Here is a 26219-nt window from a genome sequence, read left to right on the forward strand (position 1 = left end):
TCGCGAGTAGCTCCGCAATGAGAGTCTAATCTTTGTCGAGTTTCTTGCGAGAATTTCTCCCTTCGGTCGAAATGACAAACTGTTCGTGTATTATCTTTGTGTGCTATACTTTGCGCGGACTTCGACTTCGCTCAGCCTGACAAACGGAATTATTTAAATTAACAATCTCACAATCCAATTTGTGTAAATTCGTGCAATTCGTGTTATATAATTCTTACGCCATCAGGATTAATTTTCGAAACGTGAATTTCATATGGTAAATTCATGTTTTCGTAAACCTCGCTCATGGCTTTGGCGATTTGGTCTGCGGTATTTTTTCCTCTGCTTAAAGCAAAAATCGACGGACCGGAACCTGAAATCCCAGAACCTAAAGCGCCGTTTTCCAAAGCCGTTTGTTTGATTAAATCAAATCCCGGAATCAAAACACTTCTTAAAGGTTCCACGATTTCGTCATGAAGTGATCTTCCGATTAAATCGTAATCTTTGGTGTATAATCCCGCTATTAATCCGCCTACATTTCCCCATTGCATAATCGCACTTTTTAGGGAAACATTTTGTTTCAGTACCGAACGTGCATCAGATGTTTTCAACTCAATTTGAGGATGAACAACCGTTGCATATAATTCCTCAGGACTATCAATTCTGATAATATCAAGCGGAGCATAACTTCTTACCAATGTAAAACCTCCCAAAAGGGCAGGAGCAACGTTGTCAGCATGTGCGTTTCCGCTGGCTAATTTTTCGCCTTGCATGGCAAATTGCACCAAATCTTTACGAGAATACGGTTTTCCTAATAATTCATTTATTCCAAAAACTGCTCCGGCAGAACTTGCAGCGCTGCTTCCAATTCCGCTTCCGGCTTTGATATTTTTATAAATTTCAATTTCAAATCCAAAATCAATCGGGTTAAAATGGCTTTCATAAGCTTCTAACATTGCAAGAGCCGCAACTCCCGAAACATTTTTCTCGGTTTCCAAAGGCAAATCGGCACCAACAATTTTAGTAATACGAACTCCTTTTTGAGCTGCTTTTCGAACAATCATTTCGTCACCCGCATTGTCTAAGCAAAGTCCAAGTACGTCAAATCCGCATGAGAGATTTGCAATTGTAGCGGGACAGAATAATTTTATTTCCATTTTTTGTTGTTTCAGGTTTCAGGTTTAAAGTTTAAGTTGTCAAACTTTGTGAGTTTAACCGCAAAGTTCGCAAGGTTTTTTCGCAAAGGACACAAGAAAAAAACAAAGCTTTGCGAACCTTGCGTAGCTCTTTGTAAACTTTGCGGTTAAATTTTAAACCTGAAACAAAATTTTATATGTTTCCTATTCTAATAACGTCAGCAAAAATTCCTGAAGCGGTAACTGCTGCTCCGGCTCCGGCGCCTTTGATTAATAAAGGCTGATCTACGTAACGATCTGTGTAGAAAAGTACGATATTGTCTTTTCCTTCCAGATTGTAAAACGGGTGATCTTTTGGGATGAATTGTAATCCTACGCTTGCTTTTCCGTTTTCGAATTGTGCTACGTATTTCAATCTTGAATCTTTGGCTAAAGCTTCTTCGTAGATTTTCTCAAAATGCGAAGCGTGTTTAATCAGCGAAGCAAAAAAGTCTTCGTTATTTGTTGTTTCGAGACATTCTGCAGGCAGGAACGATTCGTTTGCAATGGCGTCAATATCCATTTCGTAACCGCTTTCGCGAATTAAAATCAGGATTTTACGCGCAACGTCGATTCCGCTTAAGTCAATTTTTGGATCAGGTTCTGTAAACCCTTGAACTCCGGCTTCTTTTACAACATCGTGAAAAGAATTATTGGTATCAAAATTATTGAAAATGAAGTTTAGACTTCCTGATAAAACTGCCTGGATTTTATGCACTTTATCGCCAGAAGCAATTAGGTTTTTTACGGTATCGATAATTGGTAATCCTGCTCCAACATTGGTTTCAAACAAAAATGGAGCATTATATTGGCGTGATAAACTTTTCAGTTTTTTATAATTGTCGTATGCTGATGAACAGGCAATTTTATTACAAGTTACAACGGCAATACTTTCTTTTAAGAATTTTTCGTAAGTTTCAGAAACGCTTGCATTTGCAGTAATATCCACAAAAATACTGTTACGTAAATTCAGTTCTTTGGCACGTGCAATAAATTCTGTCGGAATAGCGTGTTCCCCTTTGTCTAATGCCGATTTCCAGTCTTTTAGAGAAATTCCATCTTCGTCAAAAAGCATTTTTCTTGAGTTTGACAATGCAATTACGCGAACATTAATCTTCAAATTATCCTTTAAGAACTTTCTTTGATTGTGAATTTGTTCGATGAATTTTTCACCTACATTTCCAACACCCATTACGAATAAATTCAGCTGTTTTGTGTTTTCTTCAAAGAAGTTTTCGTGCAAAGTGTTCAATGCTTTTTTAACGTCTCTTTCGTTGATTACAGTCGAGATATTACGCTCAGAAGCACCTTGCGCAATGGCACGGATATTTACGTTGTTTTTTCCTAAAGTACTAAACATTCTTCCGCTTAAACCTTGGTGGTTTTTCATGTTTTCGCCTACCAAAGCTATAATGCAAAGATCTTTTTCTACAATTGCAGGATCGATTTTGTTTTGTAAAATCTCCACTTCAAAAGCTTTATTAATCGCAGCTTCGGCATTTTCTGCATCTGAATTTAAAATTCCGATACAAATTGAATGTTCAGAAGAAGCCTGAGTAATAAAAATAACATTGATTTTTTCCTGAGACAATACTTCGAATAAACGCTTTGATGAACCCGAAACTCCAATCATTCCAGGACCTTCAAGTGTTACAAGCGAAATATGATCGATATGGCTGATTCCTTTTACAACAGTATCTTTTGATGAAACCTGACTGGAAATTAAAGTTCCTACAGCTTCCGGTTCAAAAGTATTTTTGATTAAAATTGGAATATTTTTTCTTAAAACCGGCTGAATTGTTGGTGGATACAACACTTTTGCACCAAAATGCGACAATTCCATTGCCTCTTGGTAAGATATATTCGCAATTGGTCGTGCTTGTTTTACAATTTTTGGGTTTGCAGTAAACATACCGTTTACATCAGTCCAGATTTCTAATTGAGATGCCTGAAGTGCTCCTGCAATAATTGCAGCAGTATAATCAGAACCTCCACGGCCAAGAGTTGTAGTGATTCCGTCTAGAGTTTGAGATATGAAACCCGGTAAAATATTGATTTGCGATTGATTTCCTCCAAAATATTCCTGAATCAATTGATTCGAAACTTCGAAATTTACAACTGCTTTACTAAAATTGTTATTGGTCTTGATTAATTCGCGGCTGTCTTTGTAAACTACATTTTTGTCAATTTGCTGATACGCCTGAGCGATAATATATGACGAAAGTAACTCTCCAAAACTTAAAATGGTGTCAGCTGTTCTTGGAGATAATTCGCCTAATAAAAAGCAACCGTCCAATAAAGTTTCAAGATGATTGATAATTCTTTTTACGTGGCTTAATAAGCTGCTTTGTTCGCTTACCGGAATTAATTCCTTTAAAGTGTCAAGGTGTTTTTTCTCGATTTCGGCAACAATTTCTCTGAAGCTTTCGTCGTTTGCAGCTGCTTTTGATGCCGCTAATTGCAATAAATCAGTCACTTTGCTTAAAGCAGAAACTACAATAGCTAATTTATCTTGTTTAGAATTTTGTTTTATTATTTCGAGAACGAGTTTTATATTTTGAGCATTGGCAACCGAAGTTCCGCCAAATTTTAATACTTTCATTTTGATGTTTTTTAATAAGGTGCAAAGATTTTGAGTAACAAAGGTTCAAAGGTTATCAACTGTGAACTGAAACTGAAAACTGCGACTTTTTTTTTCTTTGTAAATGTTTTTTATGTATCCAATGCCTTTCTTCTTTCAAGAAAAAAAGTATAGATAACCAGGATTATATGTAAAATGTATACCCCTAAGGGGTAGTAGTTGTTGTAGTAGAAATAATTGTAGCAGCAATTGCAACTCTAGTTTGAGTTGTCATTGAAGATTGATATTTTGCGCTGTTACTTTTCATTTTTGATTTTTCAAAAGTACAGTTTTTTATAAAAGTTAAAAACCTTTAATGTCTTTTTTACGAATATTTTAATAATTCAAATCTCATGAAATTAATATTGAGTTTTTGTCAGGATAGATTATGATAAATTGATGGATTCGTATATTTAGATGTGTTTTTGCTGAGGTCAGTAAGAGTTAATAGCTTGGTTTTTAAGAAAAATGCTTCGAAATAAAGCTAATTTAGCCTATATGGTAAGTAGGAATTGGTTTTTTTTGATTTTTGTTTCTGCATTCTAAAAAAATAATTTCCCGAAAGCAAAATAAGGAGTTGATTTTGTGTGATTAGTATTGTGAAAAAGTTAAAAGTGGAGAATTTGTATTGGTCTAATTTTAATTATTATGAACAAATGTTGCTTTTTAATATTGATTTGTTGAATTTTGGGATCTAAAATTATAAACATCATGAGAGAAATCCATTATATAAGTACAGAAACTTTAGGTTTAGAAGCTTTACAAGAAATTATTGTAAATCAAAAAACACTTGAATTATCAGAAGAAGCTAAGGTAAATGTGCAAAAGTGCCGAGATTATTTAGATAAAAAAATGGCTTCACATTCTGAACCTATTTATGGTATCAATACAGGTTTTGGATCACTTTGTAATGTGAAAATCTCAAATGAAAATTTATCACAACTTCAGGAAAACCTGGTAAAATCGCATGCATGCGGAACTGGGGAAGAAGTTCCAGCTGAGATTGTAAAAATAATGTTATTGCTTAAAATTCAATCTTTAAGTTATGGACATTCAGGGATTCAATTACAGACTTTACAACGTTTGGTTGATTTCTATAATAATGATATTCTACCTATAATTTATACACAGGGTTCACTTGGAGCTTCTGGAGATTTAGCGCCATTGGCACATTTATCTTTACCTTTATTAGGAGAAGGAGAAGTGCTTTTTGAAGGTAAAAAAGTAGCTTCTGCCGAAGTTTTGAAACATTTTAACTGGGAACCAATCGTTTTACAGTCAAAAGAAGGTTTAGCATTATTAAACGGAACTCAGTTTATGAGCGCTTATGGAGCTCATATTTTATTGAAAGCTTATAAATATTCTTATTTAGCTGATTTAATTGGAACAATTTCTTTAGAAGGTTTTGATGGAAGAATTGAGCCTTTCAACGAATTGATCCATTTTATACGTCCTCACAAAGGTCAAATTGTTACGGCTCAACGTGTCAATGAGTTTTTAGAAGGAAGTGAAATCATTGCACAGGAGAAAAAACACGTTCAGGATCCGTATTCTTTCCGTTGTATTCCTCAGGTTCATGGTGCTTCTAAAGATGCGATTGATTACGTTAGAAAAGTATTCAAAACCGAAATTAATTCGGTTACAGATAATCCAAATATATTTATTGAATCAGATCAGATTATCTCTGGAGGAAATTTCCACGGACAACCTTTAGCCTTAGCTTTAGATTTTATGGCAATTGCGTTGGCTGAATTAGGAAGTATTTCTGAAAGAAGAACATACCAATTGATCTCAGGTTTGCGTAATCTTCCGGCATTTTTGGTGGATAATCCGGGATTAAATTCAGGATTTATGATTCCACAATATACTGCTGCAAGTATTGCAAGTCAGAATAAACAATTGGCAACTCCGTCAAGTATTGATAGTATTGTTTCTAGTAACGGACAAGAAGATCATGTAAGTATGGGAGCAAATGGAGCTACAAAAGCATTGCGTGTTATGGATAATTTAGAGCGTATTTTGGCTATTGAATTAATGAATGCTTCTCAGGCAATTGCTTACAGAGCGCCTTTAAAATCTAGTGATTTCATCGAAATGTTTTTGAACAGCTACAGAGAAGTTGTGCCTTTGGTAAAAGAGGATAGAATCTTACATTATGACATAGAAAAAACGGTGGTATTTCTGAATAGTTTCCAAATTGAAAACGATTTGTTAACAATGGCTTAACATGACAAAGTAATAATGAAGTAATTTTGCACTATCAAAAATAAAAAAATGTCAATAAACAGTATTTTCCAATTTTTAGTGCCGAAAGACAAGAAATTCTTTCCACTTTTTGAAGAGGCTTCAAGCAATTTAATTGAATTAGCTTCTAATTTACACGAAGCTGTAAATCTTCCTTTAAAAGAAAGAGAAGTTCTTTTTCAGAAAATTGATGAATTAGAGCAAAAAGGAGAAGACATTACACGTCAAACCAATCTTGAATTGAGCAGAAATTTCATTACTCCATTCGATAGAGAGGATATTCATACATTAATTACTTCAATTGATAACGTTGCTGATTACCTTCACGGTGCAGCAAGCAGAATGAGATTATATCAAGTTGATAAGATTACAAAATCTATCAGAAAGATGACAGAAATCAACCTTGAAGCTTGTCAAAACATTGACAGTGCTGTAAAAGAGTTGAGCAACTTGAAAAACATGAACATTATTAAAGAAGCTTGTGCTAGAATTAATAAACTAGAAAACAAATCTGATAACGTTTATAACAAAGCAGTTTTTGAAATTTTTGAAAACGAAACAGACGCTAAAAATATTATTAAATATAAAGAGGTGTTATCTGTTTTAGAATCAGCAACTGACAAATGTAAGAGTGTTGCGAACATACTGGAATCTATTTCTGTAAAACATTCTTAAATTCAATTTATTTCATTCTGAAGTTATAATTTTATGACGCTACTTATAATTATTATAGTACTAGCCTTAATTTTTGATTACATCAATGGTTTTCATGATGCGGCAAATGCTATAGCAACCGTTGTTGCTACAAAGGTTTTAACGCCTTTTCAGGCCGTTCTTTGGGCAGCATTTTTTAACTTTCTGGCCTATTGGGTTTTCGGATTTGGTGTTGCGGATACTGTTGCAAAAACGGCGCACACTATGGAGATTAACCTGGTCGTGATTCTAGCTGGGGTTATTGCAGCGATTTGTTGGAATTTATTGACTTGGTGGTTAGGAATTCCTTCAAGTTCATCACATACATTAATTGGTGGTTTTGCCGGGGCAGCAGTAGCTCATGCGATCGCTGTACATGGTTTTTCTGGTTATGTTGGCGAAGATGGAGTTACTCATTATTGGTACGAAATTGTAAGCTGGTATAAAGCAGGAAAAGATGGCGGAATGCCTTCGGGAGTTATTATCATTATTGCTTTTATTGTTTTAGCACCATTATTGGGGGCTTTAGCATCTTATTTAATTTCGATCTGGTTATTAAATGCTTCTCGAAAAATTATAGGTCCTAAAATATTTACAGTTACTTTAATGATAGCGACGGTTTGGCTTGTTAGTAATCTAATGGTGCCTTATGCTGATATCGATAAACCTAGATTTGCATCTCATTTTTGGAGTGTAGCTTTTGATCCTCATAATATTAAATGGTTTTTAGTAGCCTTTATTATCTTAACAGTAAGTGCATTTTGTTTAATATTCAGTAGTTTAAACCTTCATCAGGCTGATGCTGCTTTGAAAAAAATGCAATTATTATCTTCTGCAGCCTTCAGTTTAGGACACGGAGGAAATGATTCTCAAAAAGTAATGGGTATTATTGCTGCAGCTGTAGCGGTTTATATTCATACTAATCCGGGTGTTCATATGGATTCTTGGTTAGATGTTGTTTTACCAAATGATGATTTAGGTGTAAAAGGAGTAATGCCAGGTTGGATTCCATTAGCTTGTTATTCTGCTATTGCAGCAGGAACTTTGAGTGGTGGTTGGAAAATTGTGAAAACAATGGGTTCTAAAATCACAAAAGTAACTTCGTTTGAAGGTGTAGCAGCTGAAACTGCCGGAGCTTTGACACTTTACTTTACAGAACACTTAAAAATTCCGGTAAGTACAACACATACAATTACAGGTTCTATCATTGGGGTTGGATTAACAAAACGTGTATCTGCCGTTCGTTGGGGAGTAACTGTAAGTTTGATTTGGGCTTGGATATTAACGATTCCTATTTCGGCTATTTTAGCAGGATTGGTGTACTTTGTATTAAGCGTATTTATTTCATAGTAAAAAGATTTTTGTAAAATGTGAGATCTTAAATCACATTTTATCGACATAAAAAAAGCTGGTTTCTTTATTGAAACCGGCTTTTTTGTTTTATTTTGTTAGTTGTTTAAGTTAGAATGTATTTATATTTACTGTAAAATAAGAAGGTATAAAGATTGAAAATGGATTACTTAAATCAGATCGAAAGAATCAAAAGCAAGTTGGTTATGGCAAAAGATGCCGATAAAAACTTAGAGTTTTTTGGCGCGGCGAATCATAAATATTTTGTGGGAGAAACGGTAAGTAAAAAAGAAATTTCTGATTTCGAAAAAGAGTATAATCTGGAACTTCCAGAAGCGTATAAAGAGTTTTTACTTCATGTAGGAAATGGTGGAATTTCAGATTCAAATTCTGCTGGCGGACCTTACTACGGAATTTATGCTTTAGGAAAAAACACAAATGAATTTATCTATGAAAATACCAAAAGCTACTTAAAAGAAGATTGTAAAATCTCTCCAAAAATGTCTGATAAATTTTGGACTGATCTCAATAAAAATATTGAAGAGAATGATGCTATTTCTGAGGAAGAATTTGATCTCGAATTAGGTAAAATATTTTCGGGATTATTGCCTCTCGGCAGTCAGGGTTGCACCTATTATCATGCACTTGTTTTAAACGGGGAATTTAAAGGAAGAATTGTGAATATAGATAGTGACAGGCAAAAACCACACTTCACTTTTGAATCAAATTTTTTAGATTGGTATGAGAGATGGCTTGACGAAATTATACCTGAAAATATAAAGGCGGCTGATCCTGATTTGTTCCGATATACATTGGGAGGAATAAGCAGTCATATTTTTGAGGTGTATTTTTCAACGCATACAATTGATACCAAAATGGACTGTTTATTTGGGATCTTAAAAAAGAAAAATCTCGATCTGGAAACTATTAATTTAGTAGAAGAACAATATAAATTAAGTTCTGGTGCAATTCAAAAAAGACTACTTCAAATCCTTACTAAATTTGATTACGAACGAGCGTATCCTCATTTGCTTGATTTTACAAAAGAGAGTTTGTTAGAAGTTTTTCAGTGTATATTTTGGTATGCAAAAGACAAAAGTTCCGATTGGTTTGAAACGATCAAGTCAAATGCTGATGCAATAAAAGATGAAGAAACGTTTCGATTGTGTACTTATTTGTTAAAAGAAACAGATTTGGATTACGGTGGTATTCTTATTCCTTTTACTTCTAATAAAAATAAAAACATAAGAATTAGTTCTTATTATGCACTTGGTCAATTGAAAAATAAAGCTGATTATATAGATACTTTTATAGCAGGTCTTTCTGATGCTTCAAATAGAGTAATTCATACGGTTTTGCAGGCTCTGGATGGAGTAGAAGATCGAAAAATTTTACCGCATTATAAGATGGTTGCTGAAAAATTTCCAAGAGAAAAAGATTATATTTTAGTAAACCTGAATCATAGACTTAAATCATATGGTTTAACAAACAAAACAATAAAAAAGATCGATGTAGATAACTATTTTATTGGCGAAGTTAAAAAGTAGAATCGCAAAAACAAAAAGCTAGTTTCTTTATTTGAAACTAGCTTTTTTTTGTAAAGTATTTATTCCGTTGAAAGAATCACTTTCTTAAATTCTTATGATTGTGCTTGCGCTTGTAATGAGTTTCTTTTAAGTTGGTTTTGTCTTTCGAAATAATGCTTATTGTACCGTCAATTTCTAGTGTACAGAGCTTTATATCTGTTAAATGTTCTAAACCATGTTCACGTGCCGCTTCTTTTAATTCTTCGTGTGAAATGTCTAATTTGCTTAGAGCATCAAAATCCAATGTTCCGTTATGAATCAGGATTTCGGGTTTGTCCAGAAGCAGATCATTAACTATTTTATATTTATGTGTTAGTTTTTTGATTATAAAGTTGATTATAAACAAAACCGAAGCAGCAATCAATCCTCCTGAAAGACTTGTATCAGGACCAACCATCGCGTTTTGCACGGAATTACTAATTAGTAAAATCAGAATAATGTCGGCAGTGTTTAATTGAGAAAGCTCTTTTTTACCGAAGATTCTCAAGGCAATCGTCATGAAAAAATAGACAGCAAGGCTTCTTAAACTGATGTCTATATATGGAAGTAATGTCATTCTTTTACAATTTAGTTTTAAAAAAAGCTTTGTCAAAGTTTTAAACTTTGACAAAGCTGCTAAAATAAGTATGAAATATTAAGTTAAAGTGAATTAGCTTAATTTAAAATTCTTTTCGATTGCTCTGATCATTTCTCCGGCAATATCTTTGTTTGTTGCGCCTTCGATTCCTTCAAGACCCGGAGAAGAGTTTACTTCAAGTAATAAAGGTCCTTTTGAAGAACGAATAATATCAACACCAGCTACTTTTAGATCCATAGCTTTTGCTGCTTTTATAGCGATCTTTTTTTCTTCGGGAGTAACTTTTATAACAGAAGCAGTTCCGCCAAGGTGAATGTTGGCTCTAAATTCTCCTGGCATTGCCTCACGCTGAATTGCTGCAACAACCTTTCCGTCAATTACAAAACAACGAATGTCTTTTCCGTTGGCTTCTTTTATGAATTCCTGAACTAAGATGTTTGCATTTAAGCTTTTGAAGGCATTGATAACACTTTCTGCGGCTTTTTTGGTTTCTGCCAGAACAACTCCTTTTCCTTGGGTTCCTTCTAATAATTTTACGATTAAAGGCGAACCTCCAACCATTTTAATTAGATTATCTGTATCCAAAGGAGAATTAGCAAAACCAGTTGTCGGAATATCAATTCCGCTATTTAAAAGCAATTGCAGCGAATATAATTTATCGCGCGATTGTGTTATGGCTGTAGCCGAATTTAAAACGAAAACCTTCAAAGCTTCAAATTGACGTGTTAAAGCACATCCGTAAAACGTTATGCTTGGTCGGATTCTTGGAATAATAGCATCAAATTGATTTAATATTTTTCCGCCACGGTAATGAATCTCCGGAGTTTTGGCATCCAGTTTCATGTAACATTCCTTGATGTTCAAAAAATGCATTTCATGACCGCGCATTTCACCCGCTTCCATGATTCTTTTATTACTGTACAATTCAGGATTACTGGCAAGAAGTCCAATTCGTAAGCCGGAGGTTGCTTTTTCAGAGTTTTGGTACAATTCTTTTAAAGATTCCGGAGTAGGTTGTCCTAATAGATATTTTTCTTCGGGATCAACCAAAACACGTCCGCTCATGGCTTCACGGCCTAAAAGCATTCGAAAACCCATAGAGTCACGATTGGTCAATGTCATTTCGATTGGCCATTTTACATCGCCAAGTTTAATACTCGTTTGAATTACATAACGGTGTTCTCTAAATCCGCTTGAACTTTTTACAATTCTCTTGTCAACCAGGGGAGCTTCACAATGAATAATGGTTTTGATATTATTCTGAATAGGATTAATATCAAATTTTACCCAATTGGTATCATTTTTAATAAAAGGAGCTATGTTTATGGCGTGCATTGCCGAAGTTTTGGCGCCAGAATCAACACGAGCCTTGATTGTTGGAATTCCTAGTTCTGGAAATGAGCACCATTCTTCGCTACCTAAAATGACTTTGTTTTGAAGCATACGTTGTTTTTTATTATAAAATTTAATAGCCAAAAATAGCTATTTGCTTTTACTAAAGATAGTAAATTATCTAAAAAAAATACCCGTTATGTTATGAAAACGTAACGGGTAAATTAAATTTGTTAAAAAAAATAAATAATTTATTGATTAGTTGGCTCTTCCGCTTTGTGTATTTCTACTGAAAGTTCTTGAGAGTCATCTTTTAAATCCATTAAGATTTCGTCACCTGAATGTATTTTTGAAGTAATGATTTCTTCGGCCAATAAATCTTCAACGTATTTTTGGATTGCTCTTTTTAGAGGTCTTGCTCCAAATTGTCTGTCAAAACCTTTTTCTGCAATAAATGCTTTTGCTTTATCAGTAAGATTTAATTTGTATCCTAATTCAGAAACGCGAGAATATAATTTTGCAAGTTCAATTTCGATAATCAAATCAATATCGGCTTTTTCTAATGCGTTGAACACGATTACGTCGTCAATTCTGTTTAAGAATTCAGGAGCAAAGGTTTTTTTCAATGCATTTTCGATAATGCTTTTTGAGTTGTCATCGGCTTGAGCTACTTTTGCAGCGGTTCCGAATCCTACACCTTGTCCAAAATCTTTTAACTGACGTGCTCCAACGTTAGATGTCATGATAATGATAGTGTTTTTAAAGTCAATTTTGCGACCTAAACTATCAGTCAAATATCCATCATCAAGAACTTGTAGCATCATATTGAACACATCAGGATGCGCTTTTTCGATCTCATCTAAAAGTACAACACAATATGGTTTTCTACGAACTTTTTCAGTCAATTGACCACCTTCTTCGTAACCAACGTATCCCGGAGGCGCTCCAACTAAACGAGAGATCGCAAATTTTTCCATGTATTCGCTCATGTCGATACGAACTAATGCATCTTCAGAATCGAATAATTCTTTTGCTAAAACTTTTGCTAATTGAGTTTTACCAACTCCAGTCTGACCTAAGAAAATGAACGAACCAATTGGTTTGTTAGGATCTTTAAGTCCGGCTCTGTTACGTTGAATAGAACGTGCAATTTTTAAAACTGCCTCGTTTTGACCAATTACTTTATTCTGAATCAATTCAGGTAATTTAGCCAGTTTATTACTTTCTGTTTGTGCAATTCTGTTTACAGGAATTCCGGTCATCATAGAAACAACATCAGCTACATTATCTTCTGTAACTTCGATTCTGTTGTTTTTAGAATCTTCTTCCCATTGTTCTTGTGCAACCGCCAGATCTTTTTCGATACGTTTTTCATCATCGCGAAGTTTGGCTGCTTCTTCATATTTTTGTTTTTTAACAACCATATTTTTGTTTTCACGAACTTCTTCTAACTGACGTTCTAAATCAAGAATTTGTTTAGGAACATCAATGTTAGTAATGTGTACGCGAGATCCGGCTTCGTCAAGAGCATCAATAGCTTTGTCCGGTAAGAAACGCTCAGACATATATCTGTTTGTTAATTTCACACAAGCTTCAATTGCTTCCTGAGTATAAGTTACATTGTGGTGATCTTCGTATTTGTCTTTTACGTTGTTCAAAATCGCGATCGTTTCTTCAACAGAAGTTGGTTCTACAATTACTTTTTGGAAACGTCTTTCAAGGGCACCGTCTTTCTCAATATATTGTCTGTACTCATCAAGAGTTGTAGCACCAATACATTGGATTTCTCCTCTTGCTAAAGCAGGTTTGAACATGTTTGAAGCATCAAGAGAACCCGTTGCTCCACCAGCGCCTACGATAGTGTGAATTTCATCAATGAAAAGAATAATGTCGTCATTTTTCTCCAGCTCGTTCATTACAGCTTTCATTCTTTCTTCAAACTGACCGCGGTATTTTGTTCCGGCAACTAAACTTGCCAAATCAAGAGTAACCACACGTTTGTGAAAAAGAATACGAGATACTTTCTTTTGGATAATACGCAAAGCTAGTCCTTCTGCAATAGCAGATTTACCAACTCCAGGTTCTCCAATAAGAAGCGGGTTGTTCTTTTTTCTACGGCTTAGGATTTGAGAAACACGTTCAATTTCTTTTTCGCGTCCTACAACCGGATCTAGTTTTCCTTCCTCGGCCATTTCTGTTAAATCTCTCCCAAAATTATCTAAAACGGGAGTCTTAGATTTTTTGTTTGACTTATTGGCGGGATTATTAAAACTACTTTCTTTAAGACTGTCATCTTGTCCTGAATCGTCATTATACGATTCGTTTCTTGGCAAGTTTTCTAAGAATTCTTCTTCGTTTGGAGTCATGTTTAAATATTGTTCTTTAGCTATGTCATAATCTATTTTTAGTTTATTCAATAGCTTGGTTGTTGGATCGTTTTCGTTTCGTAAGATGCATAAAAGCAAGTGCGCCGTGCTAATCGACGAGCTTTGAAATACTTTTGCTTCAAGAAAGGTTGTCTTCAGGGCTCTTTCCGCTTGACGGGTAAGATGAAGATTTTTCTTCTCGGCATTTACTTCAACGCTTTGATTGGCTGGACTCAGTATTTCTACCTTCCTGCGTAAATGATCTAAATCGACTGCAAGGTTATTAAGTATATGAATAGCTTTTCCGTTTCCATCCCTTAAAATGCCTAGCATTAGATGTTCAGTACCAATAAAGTCGTGGCCCAAACGTAAGGCTTCCTCTTTACTGTAGGTAATAACATCTTTTACTCTTGGTGAAAAATTATCATCCATAATATATAATTGGTATTGTAAATTTAGTGAATTAGTGTTTGAAAAACAAAAACCATACCCTTCGAGATCTCCTGACAGCTAAGGGACGAAAAAAATAACAATAAAAGCGTTAAAATACGCTTAATTTATTAACTAAAAGAGGAAATAAAGTTGTTAATAAATCATTGAAATAAGTGTAAGTAAATAGCTGAAAAAATTCCAAAAAAACGTATCTTGGCACGCTTTGAAACTAATATAATTATTTAAACATAACAACTTATGTCTGAAGGAGAAAAGTTAATTCCTATTAACATAGAAGATGAAATGAAATCAGCTTACATCGATTATTCGATGTCAGTAATCGTATCGAGAGCGCTTCCTGATGTTAGAGATGGCTTGAAACCAGTGCATCGAAGAGTTCTTTACGGAATGTATGACTTAGGAGTAACATCAAGATCTGCCCACAAAAAATCTGCGAGAATCGTAGGGGAGGTTCTGGGTAAGTATCACCCACACGGAGATACCTCTGTTTATGATGCAATGGTACGTATGGCTCAGGAATGGAGTATGCGTTATTTATTAGTGGACGGTCAGGGTAACTTTGGTTCTGTCGATGGTGACAGTCCGGCAGCAATGCGTTATACTGAGGCCAGAATGCGCAAAATCTCAGAAGATATCATGGCAGATATCGAAAAAGAAACAGTTGACTTTCAATTGAACTTTGACGATACATTATATGAGCCAAAAGTAATGCCTACAAGAGTTCCTACTTTATTAGTGAACGGAGCAACTGGTATTGCAGTTGGTATGGCAACAAACATGCCGCCACACAATTTAACTGAAGTTATCAACGGAACACTTGCTTACCTTGATAATAATGATATTGAAATTGACGAATTAATGACACATATTAAAGCTCCGGATTTTCCAACCGGTGGTGTAATATATGGTTATGAAGGTGTTCGTGAAGCTTTTAAAACTGGTAGAGGACGTATTGTAATGCGTGCGAAAGTTGGTTTTGAAGAAGTTGACGGAAGAGAATGTATTATTGTTACTGAAATTCCATATCAGGTTAACAAAGCCGAAATGATCAAACGTACGGCTGACTTAGTTAACGATAAAAAAATTGAAGGTATTGCGAATATTCGTGACGAGTCAGATAGAAACGGTATGCGTATTGTTTATATCCTGAAACGTGATGCTACGCCAAACGTAGTTTTGAATACCTTATATAAGTTCACATCACTACAATCTTCTTTTAGTGTAAACAATATTGCATTGGTAAAAGGTCGCCCACAAATGTTGAATCTAAAAGATATGATTCACTATTTTATTGAGCACCGTCATGATGTTGTAGTAAGAAGAACTCGTTTTGAATTGCGTAAAGCGGAGGAAAGAGCACATATCTTAGAAGGTCTAATCATTGCTTCTGATAATATTGATGAAGTAATCGCGATCATCAGAGGTTCTAAAAATACAGAAGAGGCTCGTGATAAATTAATCGAAAGATTTAATTTATCAGATATTCAGGCTCGTGCTATTGTTGAGATGCGTTTACGTCAGTTAACAGGTCTGGAACAAGATAAGTTAAGAGCTGAGTTCGAAGAATTAATGAAGTTAATAGAGCATTTAAAAGCATTATTGGCGGACGTAGATTTAAGAACTAAATTAATCAAAGAAGAACTGGAAGAAATCCGTGAGAAATACGGAGATGCCCGTCGTTCTCAAATTGAATATTCTGGTGGAGATGTAAGTATCGAAGATTTAATTGCTGATGAAAATGTGGTTATTACAATTTCGCACGCAGGCTATATCAAACGTACTAACTTAACAGAATACAAAACTCAAAATAGAGGTGGAGTTGGACAAAAAAGTGCAGGAACAAGAGATCAGGATTTCCTTGAACACATGTTCGTTGCAACCAATCACCAATATATGATGTTCTTTACTCAAAAAGGAAAATGTTTCTGGATGCGTGTTTACGAAATTCCGGAAGGAAGCAAAACCGCAAAAGGTAGAGCAATCCAAAACTTGGTAAACATTGAAAGCGACGATAAAGTAAAAGCTTTCATTTGTACGCAAGACTTAAAAGACAAAGATTATATTAACAGTCATAACCTTGTAATGGTAACAAAACAAGGTCAGGTTAAGAAAACATCTTTAGAGAAATATTCTAAACCTAGAGTAAATGGTGTTGCTGCCATTACTATTAAGGAAGGTGATGAATTACTTGAAGCAAAATTAACGGATGGTGAAAGCCAAATTATTTTGGCAGTTAAATCTGGAAAATTGGTTCGTTTTGAGGAAACTAAAACACGTCCGATGGGAAGAACAGCTTCTGGAGTTCGTGGAATTACCTTAAAAGATGATACTGATGAAGTAATTGGTATGGTTACTGTTGGTAAAAATGATGTTGCTGATTCACAAATCTTAGTTGTAACTGAAAACGGATACGGTAAACGTACTAAATTAGTGGATGACGATGGTGAAGATGTGTACAGAATTACGAACCGTGGAGGTAAAGGTGTTAAAACACTTAATATTACGGAGAAAACAGGAAAACTAATCTCTATTAGCGCTGTAACCGATGCTGATGATTTAATGATTATCAACAAATCAGGATTGACAATTAGAATGGCTATTGAAGATTTACGTGTAATGGGACGTGCAACACAAGGTGTTCGTTTGATTAATCTAAAAGGTAAAGATTCTATTGCGGCTGTAACAAAAGTTATGAAAGATGATGTTGCTGAAGTTGTTGTTGATGAAGATGGTAATGTTATTGAGTCTGTGATCGAAAGAGTTAAGCCGGACTTAGAAGTTCTGGAAGATGACGGAACTGTAGAAGACGATGACGATGATTCTGATGAAGAAATAGAAGACGAAGACGACTCTGAAGAAGAAGAATCTGAAGAATAATAAATTTAACCCGGGAATAATTAAAATTAAATACACAAATTGAATATTATGAAAAGTAAGTATGTAATACTAGCATCAGCATTATTGATTTCGGTAGCTACTTTTGCTCAAAAAGATCAAATTAAGAGTGCTGAAAAAGCATTAAAAGGCGGCGATGCTCAAGGAGCAATTACAATATTGAAAGACGCTGAAAACTTGGTAGTAAATGCCAAAGACGTTGAACAAGCACAATACTATTTTGTACAAGGAAATGCTTATTTAGATTTGGCAAACAAAAAAGTAGAAGAAGGTAAAAATTTATCTCTTGCTGCTGAGAGCTACAAAAAATTAATTGAGATTGAGAAAACTTCAGGTAAACAAAAGTATTCGGTTCAGGCTGCTACTTCAATTACTGAAATTAAAGGAAAATTAATTAATTCGGCTATTGCTGATACAAAAGAGAATAAAGTAAAAGAAGGTGCAAAAAAATTGTATGATGCTTACTTGTTAGATACAAAAGATACAATCAATTTATATTATGCAGCTTCTACGGCAGTAAATGCACAGGATTATGATAGTGCTTTGCCAATGTATGAGGAATTAAAAAAATTAAACTTTTCAGGAAAAGGAACTGCATATACTGCTGTGAATAAAGCTTCAGGTAGTGAAGATGGTTTTAATACTGCAAAAGAAAGAGATTTAGCTGTAAAATTGGGAACTCACGAAAAACCAAAAACAGAAGCTATTCCTTCTAAAAGAGGGGAGATTTACAAAAATCTAGCTTTAATTTTAGTTCAAAAGGGACGTATCGAAGATGCTAAAAAAGCTATCGCTGATGCAAGAAAAGCAAACCCTGATGATTCTTCTTTGATTCTTTCAGAAGCTAATTTATACCTTGAAACTAAAGACTATGATACTTATAAAAAATTAGTAACTCAGGCTTTGGAAAAAGAACCAAACAATGCTGATCTTGTTTTTAATTTAGGTGTAATCAGTGGTAATGCAAAAAATACGGCAGATGCTGAGAAGTACTATTTAAAAGCAATCGAGATCAATCCAAATTATACAAATGCTTACCTTAATCTTGCAGCATTAAAACTGGAAGCTGAGAAACCAATTATTGACGAAATGAATAAATTGGGTACTTCTGCAAAGGATATGAAACGTTACGATGTGTTGAAAGCACAAAGAGAAAATGTTTTTAGAGGAGTTATTCCTTACCTTAAAAAAGCAAATGAATTAGATCCTAAAAACGAAGATGTTTCTAAAACATTATTAGGAGTTTATAAAGCTCTAGAAATGACTGCTGAGGCAAAAGCATTAAAAGCTACAATGAACTAAGAATTCATTATTTGATTTATAAAAAAAATCCCGTTTTAACGGGATTTTTTTATGTCTAAAAATTACTGTTGTTGACTAAACTAATGCAGCCGACAAAGTAATTGTAGTATTTAAAAGTTTTGAGATTGGGCAAATCTCTTTTGCTTTTGCAGCAGTTTTTTCGAATTCTTCTGCAGAGATTGATGGAACTTTGCCTTTTAAATCTAAATGAATCAAAGTTATTGTTCCGTCTTCAAAAGTAACTGTCGCTTCTGTAGATAAATCATCGGCTGTAAAACCTCCTTCGTTAAGTAAAAAGCTTAATTGCATCGTAAAACAGCCAGAATGTGCTGCAGCAACAAGTTCTTCAGGGTTTGTTCCTACGCCGTCTGCAAATCTTGTTTTAAATGATAGTTGTGCATTATCTAATGTACTACTTTGAGTACTGATTGTTCCTTTTCCTTCCATGCCGGTTCCTTTCCAGTTGGCATTTGCTTTTCTTGTAAATTTCATTTTATAATATTTTAAGTTTATAATCTTTTGATTCTCAAATATAATCAATATTTTAAAGAATAGTTTTATGAAATTTAATTGTAATGTTAAGTTTAGGTAGAAGTGTGTGAAAAAATTAACCGCAAAGCGCGCAAAGTTTTTTAAATATGCCGGAGTTTATAAAAACGCAAAGTTCGCAAAGCTGTGTGTTTATTTAGCTTTGCGAACTTTGCGTAAAATCTTTGCGTGCTTTGCGGTAAAAAAAATTAGTGCATAAAAAAAAAGGTGCAATGAAAAATCTTCATTACACCTTTAAATATTAATTTATGCACTTAAATCTTATTCCTGACCTAAATTGCGTAATTGTTTCAATTTATCTTTCCAAACGTCAAGGCTTTCTTTATGGATAGCGATGTTTTTACGTACTTCAAGAACAATTGAATTTTCTTTCTTAGCGTTTTTAGTATTCGTGAAAAACTGAATATTATTCTCTAATTGGAAAATTTCATTTTGAACTTCTTCAATTTTACGCATTAAGAAAATCTTCTCGTTGTCTAATTTACGAGTATCATTACTGTCAGATAATGAATCGATTCTGTTAGCAAAACGCATCATTTCAGTTTCTTTTTTACTCAAACTTAATTTTTCAAAAAGAGCATCCAGAATTTTATTGAATTTTCCTTCGATGTGTCTTCTTCCAAAAGGTACTTTTCCATAACCTTTCCAGATTTCGATATGTTGTTTGATAGCGTCCAGATCTGTTTTGTGATCACCTGTTAGTTGATAAGCTCTCAAAACATCCAAATAGGCTTTTTTATTGTCAAAAGCAGCAACTTCATCAACGTTTTCTTCTGATTTGTGTTCTTTTAATTTATCAAAATAATGATTACAAGCGTCTTTGAATTCTTTCCAGATTTTATCTGAATACTTTTTAGGAACATGACCAATTTGTTTCCACTCTTCCTGAATTTGCTTCATAATTGGAGTAGTAGCACCAAAATCAGTACTTTCCTGTAATTCTTTGGCTTTTGCAACAAGAGCCATTTTTTTGTTTAAATTATCGTTTTGATCTTTTTTAATGTCTTTGTAAAAGGAGTTTTTAAAAGAATTAAAGTTTCTCACAGCGGTTTTAAACGCAGCCCAAGTTTCCTCATTTACTTCTGATGGCACTTTTCCGGCAGCAAAAAACTCATTTCTAAGTGCTTCTACTTTCTGAATTTGTACCAGCCATTGTGAGTGAGAGTTTACTTTTTCAGTTCCTAAAACCTCAATTTTTGCAATAATTTCTTTCTTAGCTTCAAGATTATTTTGTTCGTTTGCTCTTTGGCTCTCGAATAAAACTTCTCTTTTGTCATGAATTTTTTTAGTTAACTCACTAAATCTATTCCAGATTGAATCACGGTGTTCTTTAGAAACCGGTCCAATATCTTCTTTCCAGATTCTGTGTAAATCCTGTAATTCACGGAATGCTTTGCTAATGTCAGTTTCGTCAACCAATTCTTCAACACGAGCGATTATTTTTTGCTTTTGTTCCAGATTATATTTGAAATCCAAATCTCTGGCTTCACGATCTAAATGCAGATAATCATAGAAATTCTCTACATGAAAATGATAGTTGTTCCAAACGTGATTGTATTTGTCTTTTGGAATTGCTCCTGCATTTTTCCATCTTTCTCTTAAATCATTAAAATGTTTAAGTGTGTCTTTGATGTTTTCCTGCGGATTTATAAGTTCTTTTAGTTCCTCAACTATGGCAAGTCGATTGTCTAAATTTGATTTTAAGTTTGTTTGTAAATGTTTAAAATGAGCATTTCTTTTTTCTCTAAAAACATTATAATATTCATCAAATTTAGATTTCAATGGGGAATGATACTCGAATTCTTCGTTCGGGTCTTCTTTAGAAGCGTTAAATTCTTCCTTTTTCTCCTCTATAAGATGGTTATATTGTAGTAAAAATGCTTTTTTGATTTCTTCAATATGGTCTTTTACAGACATTGCTTTATCATCGTTGACCAATTTTTTCAATTCATCAACGAGTGCATCCAAAGAAAAAGTATTGTAATCCTGCATAGGAATGTCATGACGATCCTTTAGCGTCTCGTCTTCACTTTCTTCGGCATTCGAATTTGTTATAGCATCTAATGCAGTTTGGTGCTCAGTTTCTGTAGTTTCAACCGTATTTTCTAATTCAACTTCATTGACTGAAGGTTCATTCTCGGTTGTTGCTTCAGGAGCAGCTGTTTCAATTGCATTATCTTGTGTAGAATCGCTAATTTCGAGTTCTAATTTTCCGTCTGCCTCTTGCAGGTTATCATTCTTTTCTTCTAACATTTTAAATGTATAAGGTTTTTATTTTAAACAGACCGAAAGATAGTAAAGGTGTTTCTAAATACAAAATAAATCGTTTGTTTATACGTTATTTTGCGATGAAATCCCTATTTATTGAAGTAATTTACGAATGTGAGATCGAATTTTTTGCTATTTCTTTTAAACTTAATTTAAATAATAAATAAATATCCATTTAAGAAAAATGATGTGAAGTTGATATTTTGATTTAAATAAATTGATTTTTCTCTATTAAAATAAAAGCTAGAGTAGTTTCAGTAGAAGTTTCTTTTGGTAAAAAAAACAGAATAAAATAAGCATTCCAACTTCGATACCATGGTTGTATGTTTTGTGACTTCCAAAATCTACACTTGGGTGAATATATGCCATATCGTTTTGGGTAATTTTTCGGCCAAATTCTACAAAGGCATTATTGGGATATCCTTTATTGATATTGTTATATCGAAAAGCGACATCGGTAGCAATCCAATTCCTTTCAATAATATACATGAAATAATTTTCGAATGTAGTAAGATTTACATCGTTTCGGTTGTTTGATCTTGCAGAACTAGATTGATTTTCGAGATTGGTTATCCAAAGAAGTTTATTTGCAATTAGATATTTTCCATAAATGATAGCAGGTGCAAAGACCTATTTCCCAGATCCTAAAACCTGAGCTGCCGCCGAATTGGAAATAACTCTTGCCCGAAAAGCAATCCCGTCACTTTCATGCTTTAAATATGGAATATAGCTGATTCCGACACCAATATCTCCAATTCCGGTTTTATTTATAGAAGATGTATTGGTAGAAATTAATGGAAAATCTACTCTTAAATTCCAGGCTTTATTAGCTATTGAGTATAAAAACCTGAGTTCTGTGGTATTAAAAGATCCGCTATCGGTATCTAAATACTCATTAAAAAGTAAAATAGTTTTAAGTAGTAATGATACCAGGCTTCTGTGTAACGGTTTTGTGAATTTTCATTTGCATCTTGATTATTATCCTGTGCAAAGGCAGAAATTTTAATCAAAAAAAATAAGCAAGAATAGTTTTGGTGATTTTATTATAACTACTTATAAATGAGTAGTTATAATAAAATTACATTAGCATTTTCTTCGTAATGAAAGTTTTATTTATTCCAGATTTTCCAGGCCTTTTCAGCTTGAAAAATAAGCATGTCATAGCCGTTTTTTATTGTTGCACCTCTTTCTTTGGCATTTTTTAAAAACTGAGTTTCTGCCGGATTATAAATTAAATCATATGCAATGTGCTTTTCTGTAAAAAACTCATAAGGAAGATCCGGACAAGCTTCTGTATTTGGACTTGTTCCAACCGGAGTGCAATTGATTATGATCTGAAAATTATCAAAAGTAGTGGCGTTGATTAAATTGTAATCAATGATGTTTTCTTTGGCTTCTCTCGAAACAAAAACATACGGAATATTAAGTTCGTCAAGTGCAAAAGCAACACCTTTTGATGCGCCGCCAGTACCAAGAATCAAAGCCTTTTTGTGATGTGGTTCTAATAGTGGTTCTAATGATTTTTTGAAACCATAATAATCGGTGTTGTAGCCTTTTAATTTTCCGTTTTTGGTAAATTTAATAGTGTTTACAGCACCAATTAAGGCTGCTTTTCTAGAAAGTTTATCTAAGAATGGTATAACTTGCTCTTTGTAAGGTATTGTAACATTTAAGCCTTTTAAATCCGGATTGTTTTTTACTAATTCAGTAAAATAGTTGATTTCAGAAATATCGAAATTCTCGTAGCTGTTACCAGCAAATACCTCATCGCTAAATTTTTCTGTAAAATATCCTTTCGAAAAAGAGTAACTAATATTACGGCCTAACAAGCCAAAACGTCTTCTTAAAATATCAATCATTATTGTTTTCTATGTTTTTCAATATAGTTTTTAACTGTTTTTTTGGACCAAACCACAGGGAATAAATCTTCAATTAAAATGTAATTATCGAAGTTCAAACGCAAACCATTGCTTAAATGGAATTTTGCTTTTGTGGTGTCCTGAATCATAAAATATAATCCCGCCAAACGATATTCGATTTCATTTTCTTCCGGAAAATACTCTGTAGCTTGTAATAAGGTTTGAATAGCACTTTCGAATTCTCCTAAAAACTGAAGTATATCAACCCAGAATAACCAGGTATCTAAAGCATAATCTCCAAATTCTACCGCTTTTCTATATCCAAATTCAGCTTCTTCAAAGAAGTTCATTTGTTTATTGATCGTTGCATAACGTTTCCAGTACAAACGATTTTGATTGTCGATTGCCAAAGCTTTATTGACAAAAAATAATGCTTTTTGAAAGTTTTTTTGACGAACATGAAAATCAGTTATCGCAATCCAGCCTTTATCTAAAAGCGGATCTTCGTGCACAGTTTGGTTGTAATATTGTAAGGCTTTCGCCGAATTACCAAGCTTTTCGTAGCATTTTCCAATACGTAATAACGCATAAGAAGTGGCATCGTCCAATTCAATTGTACGGTTGTAGCTTTCGATTGCTTCGCCGTATTTTTTAAGACGTTCGTATGCTTTTGCTTTTTCCATGAAAGCACCTAAAAACTCATCGTCAATAAGAGTTGCATAGTCAAAAGCGCGAATCGCATTTTCGTATTCTTTTACGCCATAATGCAAACGTCCAAGCTGATGCCAGGCGATTTCGCTATATGGGTTTTTATTGATATAATCGTTAAGATATAAAATGGCTTCCTGGTTTTGATCTAAAAATTCAAAACAATAAACCACATTATACAAGGCAGATTGATCTTCTAAATCTTCTTCAAGACATTTGATAAAACTGTCTTTTGCCATCTCAAGGTTATCCATAAATAGATATTCCATTCCAATCAAGTTGTAGACATCAGCGTAGTCGTCCGTATATTGCAAGGCAATTTTAAGTAATTCTACTGCTTTTTCGTGTTGATCTCTCTTAGAACAAATATTTGCTTTCTGGATGTAAATTTCCTCGTTGTTAGGTTCAATTGCATATAACTCATTCAGGAGTTTCTCGGCGATTTCTAGTTTATCGTCGTAAACCAACATTTCTACTTGTACTAATTTTAAGCCCGTAGATTTTGGGTGTTGGTCTAATGCAAGTTTCAAGGCCTTTTTTGCTAAATTAGCCTTACCTATATCTAAATAATGAAGAATGATTTCTTCAAATTCTTCAGAATCAAAAAAGAGTACTTTGTTAGTTTTTAACATAGACTCAAATTTGGATAGGGATAGGTTATAATCTTCTTCTTCGTTGCTTAATTGCATACTTTGTTTATTTGAAATTAGCCTGTTATAAATTTAGGCAACCATATTATTGTTGTGGGGAAAGGAAATTAATTGTTTTGAACAATTTAATTAACAATATGGACAGAATTCCGATTCTGTTTTTAGTCATAATCTTCTTATTATTAAGGAGATTATTAGTTATTATTATAGTTTATTTTTAACGTTGAGCCCTAGCCCTGATAGAAGCGATATCCTTTTATTTTTTTCTTTAAAAAATAAAAGATAAAGCGGATAGCAGGAAATAGCTCCAAATTATGCTTTTTGCTCTTTTTTCAGGATTTCATCCATAACATTTAAGATTATGGCACAACCTTCTTTTATTTCTTCTTCAGAAATTGTTAATGGAGGTGTTATTCTAATGGCGCATCCTTCAAACAGCAACCAGAATAAAATAAGCCCTTTGTTCTGGCAGGTCAAAATAACTTCGTTAGTTATTTCGGCTGTTTCTGTCATCGCTGCGAGCATTAGTCCTTTTCCTCTAACTTCCTTTATCAAAGGATGTACCAAAAGCGATCTGAAGAGTTTTTCCTTCTCTAAAGCTTCTTGCATTAGGTTAGTTTCAGTTAATTCCTGCAAAGTAGCCAGACATGCTGACGCAATGACAGGGTGACCTCCAAAAGTTGTAATGTGTCCTAGTTTAGGATTTTCGGTTAAAAGATCCATTTTTTCTGCCGAAGCTGTAAAAGCACCAACCGGCATTCCGCCGCCCATTCCTTTTCCCATAACGACAATATCCGGAATGACATCGTAGTTTTGGAAACCAAAAAGCTTTCCGGTTCGACCAAATCCAGGCTGAATTTCGTCGACAATCATCATGGCTCCAACTTCATCACAACGTTTTCTGACTTTTTGTAAAAAGTTATCGTGAGGCTGAATAAATCCTGCGCCTCCCTGAATAGTTTCTAAAAGTATTGCAGCTGTTCTGGTGGTTATTTTTTCTAAATCGGCTTCGTTATTAAAGGTGATAAAGTCAACATCAGGAAGCAAAGGACGAAAAGCTTGTTTGCGTTCCTCGAATCCCATTACACTCATAGAGCCCATCGTGTTACCATGATAAGCGTTATGACACGAAATAAGCTGGCTGCGTCCTGTTGTTCGTTTAGCTAATTTTAAGGCACCTTCAATCGCTTCTGTACCTGAATTTACTAAATAGGTTTTATTTAGAGATTCCGGTAGGAGCGAAGCTAATAGTTTGCAATATTGAACGGCTGGACTTTGTGAATATTCGCCATAAACCATCACGTGCGAGTATTTGTCTAACTGATCTTTTATGGCCTGATTAACTCGTGGATGCTGATGACCAAGTGTGCAAGCCGAAACGCCTGCTACGAAATCTAAATATTTTTTATTGTTGGTGTCGTAAATGTAGGAGCCAATGGCATGCGAAACTTCCATTCCTAATGGATATGGAGAAGTTTGTGCTTGATATTTTATAAAATCTGGATTCATTTCTTTTTAAAGGTTCAAAGTGGCAAAGGTACTAAGGTTCTGAGGTTTTAAAGTTAAATGTATATGAACTTTAAAGTTGAGTACCAATTTTGTAATTTATGATT

17 protein-coding genes are annotated in these 26219 nt (G+C 34.0%); 6 read left to right on the forward strand and 11 right to left on the reverse strand.

Annotated elements, in window-relative coordinates:
* Positions 1-203: 203 nt before the first annotated feature.
* Positions 204-1136, reverse strand: a complete 933-nt coding sequence (locus tag CHB81_RS13645) for a homoserine kinase (RefSeq protein WP_089352418.1) — start codon at positions 1134-1136, stop codon at positions 204-206.
* A 172-nt stretch (positions 1137-1308) separates the two neighbouring features.
* Positions 1309-3756 carry a bifunctional aspartate kinase/homoserine dehydrogenase I gene (gene thrA / locus CHB81_RS13650; RefSeq protein WP_089352419.1) on the reverse strand — a complete coding sequence of 816 codons (2448 nt, stop codon included), beginning with the start codon at positions 3754-3756 and terminating at the stop codon, positions 1309-1311.
* Positions 3757-4485: 729 nt separating this feature from the next.
* On the opposite strand from thrA, the gene hutH reads away from it, so the two are divergent.
* The 4 genes from hutH to CHB81_RS13670 all read left to right on the forward strand — a co-directional run bounded on the left by hutH (position 4486) and on the right by CHB81_RS13670 (position 9608).
* Positions 4486-6000 carry a histidine ammonia-lyase gene (gene hutH / locus CHB81_RS13655; RefSeq protein WP_089352420.1) on the forward strand — a complete coding sequence of 505 codons (1515 nt, stop codon included), beginning with the start codon at positions 4486-4488 and terminating at the stop codon, positions 5998-6000.
* Between the two features lie 48 nt (positions 6001-6048).
* Positions 6049-6693, forward strand: a complete 645-nt coding sequence (locus CHB81_RS13660; protein ID WP_089352421.1) for a DUF47 domain-containing protein — start codon at positions 6049-6051, stop codon at positions 6691-6693.
* 33 nt (positions 6694-6726) lie between these two features.
* The gene (locus tag CHB81_RS13665) at positions 6727-8061 is read left to right on the forward strand and encodes an inorganic phosphate transporter (protein ID WP_089352422.1); all 1335 of its coding nucleotides are present in this window, start codon (positions 6727-6729) and stop codon (positions 8059-8061) included.
* A gap of 161 nt (positions 8062-8222) precedes the next feature.
* Entirely contained in the window at positions 8223-9608 is a 1386-nt protein-coding gene (locus tag CHB81_RS13670) for an SMI1/KNR4 family protein (RefSeq protein ID WP_176427528.1), read from the forward strand.
* A gap of 76 nt (positions 9609-9684) precedes the next feature.
* Here the strand turns inward: CHB81_RS13670 and CHB81_RS13675 are convergent, their stop codons facing one another.
* The 3 genes from CHB81_RS13675 to CHB81_RS13685 all read right to left on the reverse strand — a co-directional run bounded on the left by CHB81_RS13675 (position 9685) and on the right by CHB81_RS13685 (position 14354).
* Positions 9685-10203, reverse strand: coding sequence for a DUF421 domain-containing protein (locus CHB81_RS13675; protein WP_089352424.1), 519 nt, complete (start codon positions 10201-10203; stop codon positions 9685-9687).
* Positions 10204-10296: 93 nt separating this feature from the next.
* On the reverse strand, positions 10297-11667 hold the full coding sequence (gene rimK, locus CHB81_RS13680) for a 30S ribosomal protein S6--L-glutamate ligase (RefSeq protein ID WP_089352425.1): 1371 nt from the start codon (positions 11665-11667) through the stop codon (positions 10297-10299).
* Positions 11668-11807: 140 nt separating this feature from the next.
* Entirely contained in the window at positions 11808-14354 is a 2547-nt protein-coding gene (locus CHB81_RS13685; RefSeq protein ID WP_089352426.1) for an ATP-dependent Clp protease ATP-binding subunit, read from the reverse strand.
* A 258-nt stretch (positions 14355-14612) separates the two neighbouring features.
* Between CHB81_RS13685 and gyrA the strand changes: the two genes are divergently transcribed.
* Positions 14613-17252 (forward strand): DNA gyrase subunit A, encoded by a 2640-nt coding sequence (gene gyrA, locus CHB81_RS13690; RefSeq protein WP_089352427.1) that lies wholly within the window; start codon positions 14613-14615, stop codon positions 17250-17252.
* Between the two features lie 48 nt (positions 17253-17300).
* Positions 17301-18572: a tetratricopeptide repeat protein gene (locus CHB81_RS13695; RefSeq protein ID WP_089352428.1), complete on the forward strand. Its 1272-nt coding sequence runs from the start codon at positions 17301-17303 to the stop codon at positions 18570-18572.
* A gap of 75 nt (positions 18573-18647) precedes the next feature.
* Here CHB81_RS13695 and CHB81_RS13700 read toward each other — a convergent pair whose 3' ends face one another.
* The 6 genes from CHB81_RS13700 to CHB81_RS13725 form a co-directional block, all read right to left on the reverse strand.
* The gene (locus CHB81_RS13700; protein ID WP_089352429.1) at positions 18648-19064 is read right to left on the reverse strand and encodes an OsmC family protein; all 417 of its coding nucleotides are present in this window, start codon (positions 19062-19064) and stop codon (positions 18648-18650) included.
* 318 nt (positions 19065-19382) lie between these two features.
* Positions 19383-21374 carry a DUF349 domain-containing protein gene (locus tag CHB81_RS13705; protein ID WP_089352430.1) on the reverse strand — a complete coding sequence of 664 codons (1992 nt, stop codon included), beginning with the start codon at positions 21372-21374 and terminating at the stop codon, positions 19383-19385.
* Positions 21375-21632: 258 nt separating this feature from the next.
* Positions 21633-21878, reverse strand: a complete 246-nt coding sequence (locus CHB81_RS27150) for a hypothetical protein (RefSeq protein WP_254921094.1) — start codon at positions 21876-21878, stop codon at positions 21633-21635.
* Positions 21879-22498: 620 nt separating this feature from the next.
* A complete protein-coding gene (locus CHB81_RS13715) occupies positions 22499-23248 on the reverse strand; it encodes a shikimate dehydrogenase (RefSeq protein ID WP_089352431.1) in 750 nt (249 codons plus the stop codon).
* Positions 23248-24645: a tetratricopeptide repeat protein gene (locus CHB81_RS13720; RefSeq protein ID WP_089352432.1), complete on the reverse strand. Its 1398-nt coding sequence runs from the start codon at positions 24643-24645 to the stop codon at positions 23248-23250. Before CHB81_RS13720 ends, CHB81_RS13715 begins: the two co-directional genes overlap by 1 nt.
* Positions 24646-24918: 273 nt before the next feature.
* The gene (locus tag CHB81_RS13725) at positions 24919-26115 is read right to left on the reverse strand and encodes an aspartate aminotransferase family protein (protein ID WP_089352433.1); all 1197 of its coding nucleotides are present in this window, start codon (positions 26113-26115) and stop codon (positions 24919-24921) included.
* Positions 26116-26219 lie beyond the last annotated feature (104 nt).

Source organism: Flavobacterium sp. ov086, assembly GCF_900187965.1.
Taxonomy (GTDB): Bacteria; Bacteroidota; Bacteroidia; order Flavobacteriales; family Flavobacteriaceae; genus Flavobacterium.

Coding starts and splice junctions, on each gene's coding strand:
- CHB81_RS13645 (WP_089352418.1), bottom strand. CDS start 1,136: ATGGAAATAAAATTATTCTGTCCCGCTACAATTGCAAATCTCTCATGC.
- thrA (WP_089352419.1), bottom strand. CDS start 3,756: ATGAAAGTATTAAAATTTGGCGGAACTTCGGTTGCCAATGCTCAAAAT.
- hutH (WP_089352420.1), top strand. CDS start 4,486: ATGAGAGAAATCCATTATATAAGTACAGAAACTTTAGGTTTAGAAGCT.
- CHB81_RS13660 (WP_089352421.1), top strand. CDS start 6,049: ATGTCAATAAACAGTATTTTCCAATTTTTAGTGCCGAAAGACAAGAAA.
- CHB81_RS13665 (WP_089352422.1), top strand. CDS start 6,727: ATGACGCTACTTATAATTATTATAGTACTAGCCTTAATTTTTGATTAC.
- CHB81_RS13670 (WP_176427528.1), top strand. CDS start 8,223: ATGGATTACTTAAATCAGATCGAAAGAATCAAAAGCAAGTTGGTTATG.
- CHB81_RS13675 (WP_089352424.1), bottom strand. CDS start 10,203: ATGACATTACTTCCATATATAGACATCAGTTTAAGAAGCCTTGCTGTC.
- rimK (WP_089352425.1), bottom strand. CDS start 11,667: ATGCTTCAAAACAAAGTCATTTTAGGTAGCGAAGAATGGTGCTCATTT.
- CHB81_RS13685 (WP_089352426.1), bottom strand. CDS start 14,354: ATGGATGATAATTTTTCACCAAGAGTAAAAGATGTTATTACCTACAGT.
- gyrA (WP_089352427.1), top strand. CDS start 14,613: ATGTCTGAAGGAGAAAAGTTAATTCCTATTAACATAGAAGATGAAATG.
- CHB81_RS13695 (WP_089352428.1), top strand. CDS start 17,301: ATGAAAAGTAAGTATGTAATACTAGCATCAGCATTATTGATTTCGGTA.
- CHB81_RS13700 (WP_089352429.1), bottom strand. CDS start 19,064: ATGAAATTTACAAGAAAAGCAAATGCCAACTGGAAAGGAACCGGCATG.
- CHB81_RS13705 (WP_089352430.1), bottom strand. CDS start 21,374: ATGTTAGAAGAAAAGAATGATAACCTGCAAGAGGCAGACGGAAAATTA.
- CHB81_RS27150 (WP_254921094.1), bottom strand. CDS start 21,878: ATGTATATTATTGAAAGGAATTGGATTGCTACCGATGTCGCTTTTCGA.
- CHB81_RS13715 (WP_089352431.1), bottom strand. CDS start 23,248: ATGATTGATATTTTAAGAAGACGTTTTGGCTTGTTAGGCCGTAATATT.
- CHB81_RS13720 (WP_089352432.1), bottom strand. CDS start 24,645: ATGCAATTAAGCAACGAAGAAGAAGATTATAACCTATCCCTATCCAAA.
- CHB81_RS13725 (WP_089352433.1), bottom strand. CDS start 26,115: ATGAATCCAGATTTTATAAAATATCAAGCACAAACTTCTCCATATCCA.